This is a genomic window from uncultured Oscillibacter sp., assembly GCF_910579365.1.
In the GTDB taxonomy this organism is placed as follows: domain Bacteria; phylum Bacillota; class Clostridia; order Oscillospirales; family Oscillospiraceae; genus Oscillibacter.
Genome location: NZ_CAJTUX010000070.1, coordinates 1 through 13010, shown reverse-complemented (window position 1 = coordinate 13010; position 13010 = coordinate 1). Strand labels below are relative to the sequence as shown.

At 53.3% G+C, this 13010-nt stretch carries 17 protein-coding genes and 1 pseudogene; 2 read left to right on the top strand and 16 right to left on the bottom strand.

Translation table 11 applies throughout. The features are described 5' to 3' along the window. Window positions 1–111 precede the first annotated feature (111 nt). From QZ329_RS12880 to QZ329_RS12860, 5 genes are all read right to left on the bottom strand, one after another. Complete coding sequence (locus tag QZ329_RS12880) at window positions 112–861, bottom strand: ParB N-terminal domain-containing protein (protein ID WP_295753244.1); 750 nt, start codon at window positions 859–861, stop codon at window positions 112–114. A gap of 11 nt (window positions 862–872) precedes the next feature. Next, window positions 873–1193, bottom strand: coding sequence for a DeoR family transcriptional regulator (locus QZ329_RS12875; RefSeq protein WP_295753241.1), 321 nt, complete (start codon window positions 1191–1193; stop codon window positions 873–875). A gap of 31 nt (window positions 1194–1224) precedes the next feature. Continuing rightward, the gene (mobQ, locus tag QZ329_RS12870; protein WP_365352079.1) at window positions 1225–2661 is read right to left on the bottom strand and encodes a MobQ family relaxase; all 1437 of its coding nucleotides are present in this window, start codon (window positions 2659–2661) and stop codon (window positions 1225–1227) included. Between the two features lie 142 nt (window positions 2662–2803). Beyond that, entirely contained in the window at window positions 2804–3079 is a 276-nt protein-coding gene (locus QZ329_RS12865; RefSeq protein WP_295753238.1) for a DUF3847 domain-containing protein, read from the bottom strand. A 125-nt stretch (window positions 3080–3204) separates the two neighbouring features. Beyond that, a complete protein-coding gene (locus QZ329_RS12860; RefSeq protein WP_295753235.1) occupies window positions 3205–3603 on the bottom strand; it encodes a sigma factor-like helix-turn-helix DNA-binding protein in 399 nt (132 codons plus the stop codon). Window positions 3604–3813: 210 nt separating this feature from the next. Between QZ329_RS12860 and QZ329_RS12855 the strand changes: the two genes are divergently transcribed. Next, window positions 3814–4014, top strand: a complete 201-nt coding sequence (locus tag QZ329_RS12855) for a hypothetical protein (RefSeq protein WP_295753232.1) — start codon at window positions 3814–3816, stop codon at window positions 4012–4014. On the opposite strand, the gene QZ329_RS12850 is transcribed toward QZ329_RS12855, so the two are convergent. The 7 genes from QZ329_RS12850 to QZ329_RS12820 all read right to left on the bottom strand — a co-directional run bounded on the left by QZ329_RS12850 (window position 4008) and on the right by QZ329_RS12820 (window position 9337). After that, the gene (locus tag QZ329_RS12850) at window positions 4008–5021 is read right to left on the bottom strand and encodes an ABC transporter permease (protein WP_295753230.1); all 1014 of its coding nucleotides are present in this window, start codon (window positions 5019–5021) and stop codon (window positions 4008–4010) included. The genes QZ329_RS12855 and QZ329_RS12850 overlap by 7 nt on opposite strands. A gap of 6 nt (window positions 5022–5027) precedes the next feature. After that, window positions 5028–6017 carry an ABC transporter permease gene (locus tag QZ329_RS12845; RefSeq protein ID WP_295753228.1) on the bottom strand — a complete coding sequence of 330 codons (990 nt, stop codon included), beginning with the start codon at window positions 6015–6017 and terminating at the stop codon, window positions 5028–5030. Continuing rightward, entirely contained in the window at window positions 6017–6865 is an 849-nt protein-coding gene (locus QZ329_RS12840; protein WP_295753226.1) for an ABC transporter ATP-binding protein, read from the bottom strand. Before QZ329_RS12840 ends, QZ329_RS12845 begins: the two co-directional genes overlap by 1 nt. After that, window positions 6862–7008: a hypothetical protein gene (locus QZ329_RS12835; RefSeq protein ID WP_295753224.1), complete on the bottom strand. Its 147-nt coding sequence runs from the start codon at window positions 7006–7008 to the stop codon at window positions 6862–6864. Before QZ329_RS12835 ends, QZ329_RS12840 begins: the two co-directional genes overlap by 4 nt. An 85-nt stretch (window positions 7009–7093) precedes the next feature. Then, window positions 7094–8164 carry a HAMP domain-containing sensor histidine kinase gene (locus QZ329_RS12830; RefSeq protein WP_295753223.1) on the bottom strand — a complete coding sequence of 357 codons (1071 nt, stop codon included), beginning with the start codon at window positions 8162–8164 and terminating at the stop codon, window positions 7094–7096. Further along, window positions 8161–8838 (bottom strand): response regulator transcription factor, encoded by a 678-nt coding sequence (locus tag QZ329_RS12825; RefSeq protein WP_365352070.1) that lies wholly within the window; start codon window positions 8836–8838, stop codon window positions 8161–8163. Before QZ329_RS12825 ends, QZ329_RS12830 begins: the two co-directional genes overlap by 4 nt. Window positions 8839–8977: 139 nt before the next feature. Beyond that, window positions 8978–9337 (bottom strand): TnpV protein, encoded by a 360-nt coding sequence (locus tag QZ329_RS12820; protein ID WP_295753219.1) that lies wholly within the window; start codon window positions 9335–9337, stop codon window positions 8978–8980. 120 nt (window positions 9338–9457) lie between these two features. On the opposite strand from QZ329_RS12820, the pseudogene mobC reads away from it, so the two are divergent. Further along, window positions 9458–9649: pseudogene (mobC, locus tag QZ329_RS12815) on the top strand (plasmid mobilization relaxosome protein MobC); the annotation flags it as partial. A 183-nt stretch (window positions 9650–9832) separates the two neighbouring features. Here mobC and QZ329_RS12810 read toward each other — a convergent pair. The 4 genes from QZ329_RS12810 to QZ329_RS12795 form a co-directional block, all read right to left on the bottom strand. Continuing rightward, a complete protein-coding gene (locus tag QZ329_RS12810) occupies window positions 9833–10624 on the bottom strand; it encodes a PepSY domain-containing protein (RefSeq protein WP_295753217.1) in 792 nt (263 codons plus the stop codon). A 338-nt stretch (window positions 10625–10962) separates the two neighbouring features. Further along, window positions 10963–11232, bottom strand: coding sequence for a DUF3847 domain-containing protein (locus QZ329_RS12805; protein WP_295753215.1), 270 nt, complete (start codon window positions 11230–11232; stop codon window positions 10963–10965). A 5-nt stretch (window positions 11233–11237) separates the two neighbouring features. After that, window positions 11238–11699: a sigma-70 family RNA polymerase sigma factor gene (locus tag QZ329_RS12800; RefSeq protein ID WP_295753214.1), complete on the bottom strand. Its 462-nt coding sequence runs from the start codon at window positions 11697–11699 to the stop codon at window positions 11238–11240. A 7-nt stretch (window positions 11700–11706) separates the two neighbouring features. Further along, the gene (locus QZ329_RS12795; protein WP_295753212.1) at window positions 11707–12159 is read right to left on the bottom strand and encodes an RNA polymerase subunit sigma-24; all 453 of its coding nucleotides are present in this window, start codon (window positions 12157–12159) and stop codon (window positions 11707–11709) included. Between the last annotated feature and the right edge of the window lie 851 nt (window positions 12160–13010).

Genomic DNA, 13010 nt, shown 5'->3' with positions numbered 1-13010 from the left:
TAGTCAGTTTTCATGTTCCTTCTCCATTTCGTGTCGGATTTCATGCACTTTCTCGAAAAATCCTTTGATTGCGGTCGTGACAGAATAGGCACTATCGCCCAATGCGTCAAATTAGGAAATTGTCATCCCGGCGAAAATGTCCGCCCGGTGATGGAGGGATTCAATGCCGGAAACATAGCGAGAGCAGAGAGTCTTGAACTCGCTCAACGCCGCTTCGCTGTCCATCATCCCCTGCCGCCGCTTCGGTGTGGGCGGCGCTATGGTCAGAACGGCAGCGGCTTCCTCCTGCTGGTCAGGGGGCAGTTTGGAAATTTTCAGCGCGGCCCCTTTGCTAATCTTATCGCCAGCATCCCGGATGGTTTTCTTGGCCTCCGGGGTCAAATTGGCGGCAGTCTGGACAAGCTGCTCAACGGTGCGTTTGCTCACGCCCAGCTTGTCAGCGGTGTCCTGGGCAAATGACTTCGTTTCTAAAAGCGAAAAACTTGCGTTTTTAGCCGTCTGCCCGTTCCGCTGTCCCTGGCGGGTTTCCGGGTGGATGGCCTCATAGAGTTCCTTCCGACGCAAGAGCAGATCACCCAGCTCTCGGTGGGACAGCCCAGCCCGAACAAAGTTCTCGTCAATCTCGGCCAACTCCGCTTGCAGTCCGTCCGCCTCACTGACAACGCACTCGATCTCCGTCCAGCCCAGCAGCTTCACCGCCTCCAGGCGATGCAGGCCAGCAATAAGCGTGTTGTCCTGGGTGACGGTGATGGGGTTCATCAGGCCCACGGCAGTGATGCTCCGGGCCAGTTCCTCCACGTTCCGCTGCTGAGTATCCCGCCGCCCCGGATTGATTTTGATTTCGCTGATTTTCATTCGCATGACAATTGCCCTCAATGTGAAAATGTGGCGATTATCCGGTTGAGCATTTCCAGGTCGGGGCCGTCCAGGGATTCCCCCAGCCTGCGGAGAAAAGTGATTTCCGCAGAGTTCAGCGAACGGCGGTCCAGGTGGAACCACTCGGCAACTCTGACACCGCCGTGACCGCCCTTCACCGTTTCAATCGGATAGGAGCAGGTCAGCACCACAATGTCGCGGCGGATTGTCCCGGTGCTGACGTTAAACTCATGCGCCAGATTGCCGTAAGTATCGTGCCGCCGGAGACACAAGACCCCCAAAATCTTTTGGCGGCGCTCCCACGGGTTCATATCCATAATTGCAAAATCCTTTCGTAAAATTGATGTGTCAACGTTCAGTTTCCCTCTGCTGGTGCTGGCCCTCACGGGCCAGCCGGTCAGCGGCTTTCCGCAGATTTTCAACGGCCTTGATTTCATCTCGCATGGCCCGCATTTTTTGATAATCAGCGTCCTTTTGCATGGTTAGTTTTGCGGCCTCGGCCCGCCATGCCTTGGGCGTGATCGCCTCGCCGGACGTTTTCAAATCTTTCAGAAAATGTTCCGCAGCTTCAAAGTCAGCCAACTCGTCCCTATGTTCCTGCTGGTACTGTTCACGCTTGCGGGGCTTCACCTTGTCCAACTTCTGACGAACGGCCTTGCACCTGTCGTATTGAGCCCACATTTCCAGCCGTTCATCCAGCACAGCAAGACGGCGCTCCGCCTTGACAATCTGACCACGGAGATCATAATAATCCTTGTTCATGGCAGTAACCTTTTCATAAAGTTCCTGCATGGACGTGATACCGTTGCCCTGCAAAAATGTCAGCAGCTTCGCGTTCTCCTGGAGGGCCTTAATCCTGCCGGAACGGTAGCGGGCTTTGTTCCTGTTGACCTCCGCCTGGGCTTCATAGAGCCGGGCTACAAGACTGCCGCTTTCCTGGGGCTGTTCGGCCTGGGCCTGCTCCTTCGTCCAGTTGTAAATCCGGGTAATGCGGGCTTTGAGTTCCTTCAGCAATTTGTTATCTGCGGCAATCTGACGGTTGATGTTTCCCTTCTCCGTCTGGATGCCCTTGCGCTCCATCTGGCTGGCGGCAACGCCCATGTGGATGGAGGGAATTTTATCAATACCCTGCCGCTCATAGCTGCGGTGATCTATCCGCTCCGGTCTGCCAGCAGCTTCTAAAGCCCGGTTCGCATAAGCGGCCCACGCCGCCCTCCACTTCTCGGCGTTCTCACGGTTGTTCCAGTCGGTGGTGTCCTCCCGGTGATTCTTCCAGCCGCCTTTGCCGTCCGGGATACGGTTGCCCTGGCTGTCCAGGTCGTAAACCTTGCGGCACTTCGGCCCCCAGCGTCCGTCCGGTTTCAGCGGTCGAATAGTCAGCAGGATATGGGCGTGGGGGTTGCCGTCACCCTTGTCGTGGAGTGCAAAATCGGCGCACATCCCAGCGTCAACAAAATTGTCTTTGACGAATGATCGGACAAGGGCCAACTGCTCCGCTCTGGACAATTCCACGGGAAGGGCAACCTCGATTTCACGGGCAAGCTGGGCATCGCTGGCTTTCTCGATCCGCTCCACGGAGTTCCAGAGCGTGGAGCGGTCTGAAAACTCCGGCGGGGCGTGGGCGGGCAGCATGATCTCCGTATGGACAATGCCGCCCTTGTGGGTGTAGTCGTGGGTTTTGCCGTCCCACTCGTTTGTCAACCGTTCGCCGCTCCGGTAGACGGCAGCAGCAACAGCCGAACGGCCCACGCTCCGCTTGATGATTTGAATGGGACAGTGAAAAATTGCTATGCGGTTTTCCTCCTTCCTGCTGGTAAATCAGGGGGTTGGGGGCGGTAGCCCCCATCGCGTCCGCAAGGACGCAACAGCCCCCGGCAGGGCGCACGGCACCGGACACGGTGTATAAGTGCGCCGTAAGAAACGGACTTTAGTTTGCGGCACTGGTTTTCTGTGCTAAATCCGCTGCCTCCGATGCTCCCGGCAGGCGGGAAAGGGCGATTAAAAACGCCTTGATTGCTTCGCCCTCCATGCTGGCAGTGAAGGGAAACACACCCTCCATAATTGCACCATGCACAATCAGACGCTGGTTCCGGGCGTGGCGTTCTTCCTTGCGGATTCGGTTCAGAAGTATCTTCTGCTGGTTCTCCAACTGGCGGACTTCCTTCTCCGCCTCCGCCTTTTGGACCTCTAATGATTTGCCCATTTTGTCATAAAGACCTCCTTCAAATGTCAGAAGGGACAAGCCGCCGCAGCAGCTTGTCCCTTCCGGTGATGGAGCATATCGCCCCTCACCTTATAGCCGTTTTGAACAGCTATTCACTAACCCACTTATCCGAAAAATTTCAAAAATTTTTTCCGGACAGCCGAGATGCTTTTGAGAACCGCAACATCGGAGCATCCACAGATTTTTCCAACTTCCTCATAGCTGAGATCGTACAGCGCATGAGGCAAAAAACGCTCCCGCTGCTTCTCGGTGCAGAGGGCCAGCACCGCAAGAATTTCCTGACGGGTTTCCATGCGGCAAACATATTGCTCCGGCGTTTCACAGTGGGGCAAGTGGCCCTCGGTGACAACTATGTACTCGTCATAGCCGCGCTCGTCCCAATGGTCTTTCCACTCGCGGTAAAAGCTCCGGTCAAACTGCTTGGCTATCACCCAAAGCTCGTCAAGGGTGGTGGCATCATCATAGGACAAATTGCGCCTATTCTTTTTGATGGTAATTCCCATCTTGCATTTTCCTTTCGTTCAGATTTTTGCTGGGGTCTGAACGAAAGGGGCGGGGAGCGGCAGCGTGGCCGATGTGATTGGCCTGGAAATACAAAAGCACCCGGACGGCACAAGGCCATTCGGGTGCAGGTAACAACATTATGAGCCGGCAGAAAGTGACGGTTTTCGCAAGCGTGGGCGGGAGACGCCGTTGCGGGGATCAGGCTTTTTTTGACAAGTGAATATCAAGCTGATTTTTCCATCGCAGCCGCATGGCGGCATCCTCCTATATGCCGCCTGCTGGTCATAAAAACGGCGGCTTTGATTTCTCAAAACCGCCGCATAGGCATGATACCTTGGCATGGGTATAACACCTGCCCAGCAGCGGTTTTTTCTTTTCTGCCGCTGGGCAGATATTTTTCAGATTATTGAATTACTTGTCTTTGACGCTGGGTGGAAATCAAAACATATAGTGCGAACCATGCGACACAGTGGATTGCGAGGATGCCAATATCCTTCATCGCCGTCCCCATGCTCCCGGCGGAGAGAGCCAGGATACCGTCAAAGGCGGGCTGGGACGGGACGATATTGCAGACCACAGCTATTGGCCCGCTCACGCCTATTAAGGCGCATACAATCGGCACAGCGATAAACAGCAGCATGATGATTTTGATATAGACCACGCCTACCATCAGGCTTTCGGAAAACTTGCCGATGAACAGTCCGATTAGTGCTGCCACAAAGGATGACAAAAGGATTAGCACCAGCATGATCCCCACATCCCGCCAGGACAGTCGGAAGCAGATATACGCTGTTACGATGGACGATAAACTTCCAAAGAGGAACCCCACTACAACTTTCTGTAAAATATACTGGCTGGGCGTCATGGGCAGGATTTCATTGACAAATGCCACACCGTCCTCTTTTTCGGAGATGATGTTCATGGCGTTAAACGTACAGCCCATGAACATGGCAACAATCAGTACAGCGGGGATAAAAATGTCTTGAAAACTTTCCAGAATGTCAGGCCGCTCCAACGTTTGGATCTCCACTTTTTCGACCCACTCCCGCTGTTCATAGAGAGCGGGGAGAGTTACTGCCGCCTGCCGGAAAATGTCCAGTTCATCCCCGGCAATCACTGTTTTGATACTTGCTCCATCTGCTTTCACGCCGATGACATTGGTGGACGGTTCATTGATGGCGGCGGTCAGTTCCTCCTGCGTTTCATAAACTGTCACCGGGCCATATCGTTCCAGCCATGCGACAGTCTGCGGGGACAGGTCGTTTTTCAATACGCCGAAGTGATGTTCTCCCAGGCTGGATAGATCGATAGAACCCATAAAGTTCAGCGCTACAGCAACCACGATGGGTAGCAGGAAGGTCATCAGGCAAAACTTGTCTTTTAACACGCTTTTTAGCTGATATTTCAAGCCTTTCACACCTCATCACTCCTTTCCCATTTCCCGGTGGAACGCAAGCTGCACAGCCAAGAACAGTAGCGCAATCGCACACGCAGAGCCGATATAGTAGACCGGCGAGACTGCCGCTCCGAAGTACGCGCTTTTCAATCCCATATAGACGTGATAGAATGGGTGGTAGCCAATCCATTCAAATTTCACCGATGTATTGGCAGACAAAAATACTGGCGTTGCTGCAAAAATGGCGATAATCAGGTAGGCCAATGTGAATTGCCGGAAATCTTTCAGCAGCAGGGCGCAGAGCAGTCCCACCAAAGCCATCATCAGGGAAAGGATGGCAGTTTGGAGCAGGACAGCGGGCAGCAGCGCCGCTCCGTCGGCAAGCCCTACGTTCAACAGGGTGAGCAGTACCGCAAAGACAAGATCGGAGATCAGGAACACCGCCAGCTTGGACAGGAGAAACAGGTTTTTCCGCAACGGGAGAGTAGCGTGGACACGAATTACCCCCATCCCCTTTTCCTTGAACAGCACAGCGGCGATTCCCAAGAATCCCACAGCGGCCAGTTCAAAAAACAGCAGTTCACAGGTGATCTCTTTCCGCGCCTTTTGTTCCGGCGTGTTTGTCCCGATGATCTCCGGGGCGCTGCCGGTGGAGGGCCGCAGCAGGGACAGCGCGTAGTCCGCCCGGTGGCGGTCAACGTGTTCCGCTCCGGCGTAAAGTACCACACGCACAGTCTCGGCGCTGGCATCCAGCCCTACGCCGTTGGCGTCGGCAAGCAGCGCCTCGTCCATAGCTTCCAGGGGTGCAACGGCATGAACCAGGGACGATACCTCTGTCTGTGTCCCCGCTGGATCATACAGGTATACGTTATAGGGCGGCATCTGCATGAAACGGATATACCCTAAGTTCACATACGCCGTATAGAGGGCCAGAAAACCTACCGCCATCAGGAAAAACTTCCCTGATACCAACATCCGGCAGTCCTTTTTGAACAGGGCGCAAAAGCCTTTCCACATCAGGACAGCCCCCTCCCTGTGTACTGGATGAACATATCTTCCAGGGTAGGCTCCTGGGAGTGGATGCTGACAATCTCATCATGGGCAAAAGGAATGCCCGCCTCCAGTTCCTGGGCCTCTATGGTTTTCGTTTCCCGTTGTCCCTGATACAGATAGTCGATCACGACCCGGTGATTGCTGTTTTTCTCTTTCAGACGCTTAGGCGTGTCCAGGGCCACCAGGTTCCCATTAGAGATGAATGCAACCCGGTCGCACAGCAGATCAGCATCCATCATGTTGTGGGTCGTCACAAAAACTGTTGTCCCTTTTTTGCGCTCCTGCTCGATAATCCTGCGAAACAGCACCGCGCCGGAAGGGTCAAGGCCGCTGGTGGGTTCGTCCAGGAACAGCAGCCTGGGATTGCTGACCAATGCCCGCGCCATGCTTACCCGCTGGCGCATACCCTTGGAATAGGAGGACACCGGCTTTTTCAGAAAGTCCGGCTTAAATTCCAGCGTCTCCAGCAGCTCCCCCACTTCCCGCCGCTGCTCCTTGGGATAGAACGAGGCAAAGTAGTTCAGATTGTCCACAGCGCTCAAATTGGCGTATAGGTAGGGGAACTCAAAGAGAACACCAATTTTCTGAAAAAACTCCGGGCCGTGGGCGGCGGAGATGTCCTGCCCGAACAGGGAAACCTTCCCACTGTGGCCCCTCAGAATCCCGGTCAGGATTTTCTGGGTCGTGGACTTCCCGGAGCCGTTTGGACCCAGGAAGCCGAAGATTTCCCCGTCCTCCACGGTGAAGTCCAGACCGTGAAGGGCCTGTTTATCCTTGCTGTAGGAGAATGTCAGGTTCTTAACCTCAATCACTCATCGTCACCCCACTTCCCGCGCTGGTTCTTCCCCTGCTGGCGCTTGCTCCACCACTTCATAAACTTGACCTTGAAAGGGATGGAGACGATCAGCACCACCACAATTACCAGCCACCAGTACCACGCTAAACCTAAAAACATAAGAAAACCCTCCTTATTTGAGATAAGGAGAGTTTAGATGGGCGGTGTGAAATTGGTGTGAGGTCTCTGTGAAATCCGTGTGAAATTATTCGGCAGCGGGGATAGAGAAATAGAACCGCACTCCGTCCGCCAGATTTTCCGCGCCATAGGGCAGCTTCTGCATGGATAGGATTTGCGCCATGATAGACAGCCCCAGCCCGGAGCCGCTGTATTCCGCACCGCTGTCCCGATAGAATTTTGTCCAGATTTTGGGAAGGTTGTCTGCTGGAATGGGTCGGCCCTGATTGAAGATGGCAAAATGCAAGTCCCCACCGTTCTCGGTTAATTCCAGCCGCAGGATGCCACCGGGGAATACATTTTTCTTGGCGTTGACAATCAAATTGCCCAAAACCTGCTCCATGCGCTTCATGTCCGTCTGCACGTAGACTTTCTGCTCTGGAAGTTCATATTGTAAATCAAAGTCCGTATCAGGCATGTCTACCAGGAGCCGCCCAGCTACCGTTTCCACCAGCTCCACAAAATCAAACCGGGTAACGTTCAGTTGAGCGGCCCCGCTCTCCAGCGCCGACAAATCCAGCAGGGTCACGATCAGATCATTCATGCGCTCCACTTCGGAGACAATGACATGGGAGTATTTCTGCTTTTTGGCCTCGTCTGGTTCATCCTGTAAGCCCTCGGCGTAGGCTCGGATAATGCCCAACGGGGTTTTCATCTCATGGGATAGACTGTCCACCAGTTCCTTGCGCTCTGCCAGCAAAAGCCGTTCTCTCTCTACATCCTGCTCAAGCTGCGTGTTTGCGTCCTCCAAACGGGAAAGGGCCTGTTGCAGATTTTCAGCCATCGTGTTCAGACTGGCAGATAACTCGCCGAATTCATCTGTTGAAGTAATAATACAGGGGGCCGAAAAATCCAGCCCAGCCATGCGCTTTGCCGAAGCGTTTAATTCTGAAATCGGCTTTGTGATGAAGCGGCTCATAAAAAAGTCTATCCCTAAAACCAGCAGCAGAAGAAAACCCAGCCAAATCAAGAAAGAAGCATCCTCGCTGACAGGCAGACGGGTAGACAGAATATAGGAGAAAATCAGCACAATTCCCGCCAGTTTGGAGAGCATCACAATCTTTTTCCGCACTGTGCGGAGGGAAAAAGCCTCTTTCATATTGTTACCTCGAATTTATAGCCGGAGCGGATCAGCGTGACGATATGCCTGCCCTCATCCCCCAGCTTTTGCCGCAGGGTCTTGATATGGGTATCCACGGTGCGGCTCGTCCCCTCGAAGTCATAGCCCCAGATACGGTTTAGAAGCTGCTCCCGGTTAAAAATCTGTCCAGGGTTTGCCATAAGAAACGCGAGCAATTCATATTCCTTGTGGGTCAAAGTGATCTCCTGGCCATCAAGATAAACCTTGCGGGCCGCAGTCTGTAACATAATTTTCCCGGCGTTGACCGCTCCAGCAGACACAACGGAGGAACGGCGAAGGAGGGCGTTTACCTTTGCCAGCAGCACCTTGGGACTGAATGGCTTTGTCATATAGTCGTCCGCGCCGTAGTCATAGCCTTTCAGTTTATCGTCCTCCGCACTTTTGGCGGTCAGCATGATAATGGGCATATTGCTCATTTCCCGCGCCATCTTGCAAACAGAGAAGCCGTCCAGGTGGGGCATCATCACATCCAGAATCATCAGCTCCATAGGATGATTCTTCAGCATGACAAGGGCATCTATGCCATCTCCAGCGGTAAAACAGGTATGTCCGCCTTTTCTCATATAGTCCACAATAATGTCCTGCATAGCCTTTTCATCTTCGACGATCAGAATGTTTGCCAAAGAAATCACCCCTTTTTCTACCAAACATTATAATTCTATTCTTACAAGAACACAAGCGATAAAACTGCGATGATAAGAAGACGTAACTATGTGCCGCCACACATAGCAAAGCGACCAGACGGACTTTTCCCACTGGTCGCTTTAGCAATTAACAGTAAATCAGTTCCGAAAAAATGATTTCCTCAACTCTGGCCTTGCAGTTATTTATTAGCCCCAACCACGTTATCTGGTCACGCGCTTTCAATTCCTCTGTTACACCAGCAGCTTTCATAAATTGGGGCAGGAGCGTGTTCATGCGTTGCTCTGCCATCCGCTCAACACCCTTCAGGTGGTCAGCCGGCTTGCCGCTGTTCACCAGCACCATCCACAACTTGGGCTTATGCTCCCGGAGGTAGTCGCGCCGAAGATCGCCGTACTTGCCATAGAATACATCCTGCTCCGGTTCCTCGTCAAGTATCAGATCGGGGATGTAGTAGTCGCCTACTCTCGTATAGGTTAATTCTGCCATAATGAACCTCCTTGTGTTCCAGTCCTATTGTCCTATTCTTTCCACGAAAAGCCCAGTTGATCGTGTCCCTGTTCGTGAATTTTATCGGGCAACTGAACTCGTCACAAGGTATTATGGCATATCACAGCCGAGTACGGGAAAATCGGCGGCAACCTGAACCAGATTGCCCGCTGTCTGAACGAGTACGGCACACCTTATAGCACCCTCTCCCAAGAGGTACGAGCCGCCACAGCGGAACTTGCCGCCTTGAAGTTTGAAGTCTTGCAGAAAGTAGGTGAAGCCGTTGGCAACGTTCAAACATATCAGCTCTAAAAATGCCGACTATGGGGCGGCTGCGCCCAAATACTCATTACCGCCCTTTATCCAAGGTTATCCCATGAGAACGAGCTGCAAGGCGAGAGCAATTCCATTTTCAACCAAGAGAACATTTGTCAAGGGGGATTTCACCGAAAAGGGGCAGTGCCTATAAAGCACTGCCCCTGCAAGCACGGATGTTCAGTTGTGCGATTCTATATCTCGGCTGATGATGCTCCCTGTCTCGGCATTGATTTCATACTCATACTCCATAGAGCCAGCATAAAACTCCACTTCGTATTCCAGCCGACCATCGTCCCGGTCTAATTTGACCTTTTTGAAAACCGCATCGTTCACTTTGATTCCGGCATCTGCCAAGGCGATCTCCTTGGCTCGATCCGCAGAAATTGTTCCGTTGCCAGCGGAACCGCCAGAGGTGCCTACGGGAACAATAAAATCGTCTAATTCCCGACCTGCACTGAGAACCTTCCCTGTAATGGCATCAATCTCATAGTCATATTCTGTCGTGCCACTATAAAATTCTACATCATATTGATACCGTCCGTCATCTCGCTCCAATTTGACCTTCAGGAACACAGCATTTCCTTCTTTTAGGCCAGCGTCCGCCAAGGCAATTTCTTTGGCCCGATCAGCACTTATATAGGAGCCAGACGCCCCACTTTGAGCAAGCAAACGATCCTGTGTGGTAAGCTGAACCATTCGATTGGCCGAGTCAAACTTGACATCCAGCCCCATAGCTTCTCCAATAGTGCGGACAGGAGCATAGGTAGTTCCATTGTAGATGAAGACCGAAACTTGATTCCCGGCGGCATCCCTCGGGATAAAGGTTGCCCCATTGATAGAGATGCCAATACCATCCTCTACATCAATAGTCCGTTTGGAAGACGCAAAGGCAGTCATACATAGGCACATGAGTAACAATAGTACCGTAAAGCCAACGCCAAATCCTTTCCAAAACTCCGCCTTTTTCATAGCAAATACCCCTTTCTTGTTTTGAGGCCTTCCATCGTAAGGCGCAATAATAACAAGGCTATTATATGATTGGTTCGGGAAAAAGTCAAGTGTGTATCCAGCGGGCGCAGTCAAAATGGTGGCAATGCACAGGTATATACCCTGTGCCGCTTGTCGGTGGCCGAAGGCCCCCAAGCCCCCGATGAACGGCGCGTCTGCGTCCGATGCACAAGCCGCCGTTGGCGTCTGCTGGTATGGACGGACCCCGGCGGAGCCGCCCCTAGAGGGCGCACGATGGCCGCAGGCCATACCACCGTCAGCTTGCGGGTGATGAGTAAGTGCGCCATTCGGACTGGGGATTACTCCGAAACCTCGTGTTTCGGCGCTTTTCCCGCCAACTCCGCCGACCCCGGCAGCCGGGAGAAGGCAATAAGAAATGCCTCGACTTCCCCGCCCTCCATACCGACAACAGCGGGGAAAACGGCCTCCAAAATTGCCCCACAGCCAATCAGCCGGTGCGTCCTGGCCCGGTGTTCCTCGCTGCGCTTTTTGTTCAGCAAAATCTTCTGGCGGTTTTGGTATTGGCTGATTTCTTTTTCAATCTTCTGTTCCTCTGGGGTCTTGTCCATGAATATCAATCCTCCTTTTCCAACCAGCCATTTTGAGCAAAAATCTTCTGCAATTTTTTGAGCGCGCAGGTCACGCTGTCACAGGCGCAACTTCCGCTGATGCCCTCGTCCGCCGCAATCTCTCGGAATTTTTTCTTCAAGGCATACCGGGCATAGAGCCGCCGCGCCTGGGTGGGGGACAGGTGGGTGACAGCCTCCGCCAAATGCTCCAACAGCAGTTCTTCAGCGGCCTCGTCAATCTCCCGGATTATCAAATCCTCCGGGGACTGCACCAGGAACATAGCGTGGTTCTCAATAGCTGGGGTACAGTCCATCGAATAAACGTGATAATACTTTTTTCCGCCCTCCTGCCGGTTTTCATAAAGCCGATATTCCTCCATGACGGCGGCAACCTCGTCTGGCACTTTCACGAATGTGTCCTTAGTGTAGAGCGGGTAATAGTGCTTTCGTAAATTGATGATCGCCATACCGCCCTCACTTCCCCAGGTGGTGGTCTGCGTAGTAGCGGCGGAGATTGCACAGCCCCCGGCGGATGGAGAGACACACGTTGCTGTTGTGGACGCGCTCGCGGTCTGCAATCTGCTGCTGGGTCAGCCCGCCCAGGTAGTAGGCGCGGATGCGGTGGGCTTGGGTGGGAGTAGCATAGGTCAGGGCCTCCCGCAAGGCAGCAGCCAGCTGGTTACACTCGGCCCGTTCCTCGGCCAGCATGACAAACTGCTCTGGGGACGGGCTGTGTTCCAGGGCATAGTTCTCCGTCCAGGCGTAGGCATCCAGCGAGTAGTAGGCCCGGTGATACCGCTTGCGGCGCTCATGGTTCCGCATTTCCCTGACGGACTGACACAGCACATCAAAGACCTCCTCGCTGACCTTCACCAGCTTGTCCTGCTGACAGTGGGGGTAGTTGAACCGCAAATTGATGATTTTCATAAGACCTCCTAAATGGCGGGAGGGACAAACAGCCGAAACTGCTTGTCCCTCCCGGTGATGGAGCTAACGCCCCTCACCTGGTAGCCACTTAGGGGGTCAATCGTTAGTATGTTTTTCCAAAGAATTTGAAAAACTTTTTGCGGACGCCCGTGATGCTCTGGCAAACGGAAACTTTGGAGCAGCCGCACATCTCGGCAATCTCCGCATAGCTGAAATCCATAGAGCAAGAACCGCTCCCGCTGGGTGTCGGTGCAGAGCGCCAGCACGCCAGAATTTCATCCAGCGTTTCCCGCTGGCAGACCAATTCCTCCGGCGTGGCACAGTAGGGCAAACGGCCCTCGGTGCTGATTATGTACTCGTCGCACTCGCGCCCGGCCCAATACCGCTGACGCTCCCGGTAGAGCTTCCGATTGTTCCGTTTGGCCTGTTCCAGATAGTCAGCAACTTCGGGCTGACCTCAACGGACATGAACCGCCCATTGATTTTGATGGTGATTTCCATCGTTCTTTCCTCCGTTCAGATTTTTTGGGGTCTGAACGGGGAATGCGGGGAACGGCAGCGGAGCTGGTATCGTTGGCCTGGACATAGAAAAGCACCCGAAAGGCGCGGTGCCATTCGGGTGCAAGTGATAACATTATGAGCTGTCAGAAAACGACTATTTTCGCAACCTTGGGTGGAGTGCATCGCTGCGGGGGCAGGTATTTTTTGACAAGTGACTATCTCTCCATAGTCGCATGGCGGCGTCCTCCTGTTGCCGCCGGCGGATATAAAAACGGCGGCTTTGAATAACAAAACCGCCGCTGGGCAGACTTGGTTTTTATTGACTTCTATTTAGGCCATCCCAAATAAAC

Excerpts from the sequence above, each read along its gene's own strand:
- QZ329_RS12860 (WP_295753235.1), bottom strand. The coding sequence starts at position 3,603 with ATGGGAATTACCATCAAAAAGAATAGGCGCAATTTGTCCTATGATGAT.
- QZ329_RS12795 (WP_295753212.1), bottom strand. The coding sequence starts at position 12,159 with ATGAAAATCATCAATTTGCGGTTCAACTACCCCCACTGTCAGCAGGAC.
- QZ329_RS12800 (WP_295753214.1), bottom strand. The coding sequence starts at position 11,699 with ATGGCGATCATCAATTTACGAAAGCACTATTACCCGCTCTACACTAAG.
- QZ329_RS12830 (WP_295753223.1), bottom strand. The coding sequence starts at position 8,164 with ATGAAAGAGGCTTTTTCCCTCCGCACAGTGCGGAAAAAGATTGTGATG.
- QZ329_RS12875 (WP_295753241.1), bottom strand. The coding sequence starts at position 1,193 with ATGGATATGAACCCGTGGGAGCGCCGCCAAAAGATTTTGGGGGTCTTG.
- QZ329_RS12835 (WP_295753224.1), bottom strand. The coding sequence starts at position 7,008 with ATGTTTTTAGGTTTAGCGTGGTACTGGTGGCTGGTAATTGTGGTGGTG.
- QZ329_RS12880 (WP_295753244.1), bottom strand. The coding sequence starts at position 861 with ATGCGAATGAAAATCAGCGAAATCAAAATCAATCCGGGGCGGCGGGAT.
- QZ329_RS12805 (WP_295753215.1), bottom strand. The coding sequence starts at position 11,232 with ATGGACAAGACCCCAGAGGAACAGAAGATTGAAAAAGAAATCAGCCAA.
- QZ329_RS12810 (WP_295753217.1), bottom strand. The coding sequence starts at position 10,624 with ATGAAAAAGGCGGAGTTTTGGAAAGGATTTGGCGTTGGCTTTACGGTA.
- QZ329_RS12865 (WP_295753238.1), bottom strand. The coding sequence starts at position 3,079 with ATGGGCAAATCATTAGAGGTCCAAAAGGCGGAGGCGGAGAAGGAAGTC.
- QZ329_RS12820 (WP_295753219.1), bottom strand. The coding sequence starts at position 9,337 with ATGGCAGAATTAACCTATACGAGAGTAGGCGACTACTACATCCCCGAT.
- QZ329_RS12845 (WP_295753228.1), bottom strand. The coding sequence starts at position 6,017 with ATGTGGAAAGGCTTTTGCGCCCTGTTCAAAAAGGACTGCCGGATGTTG.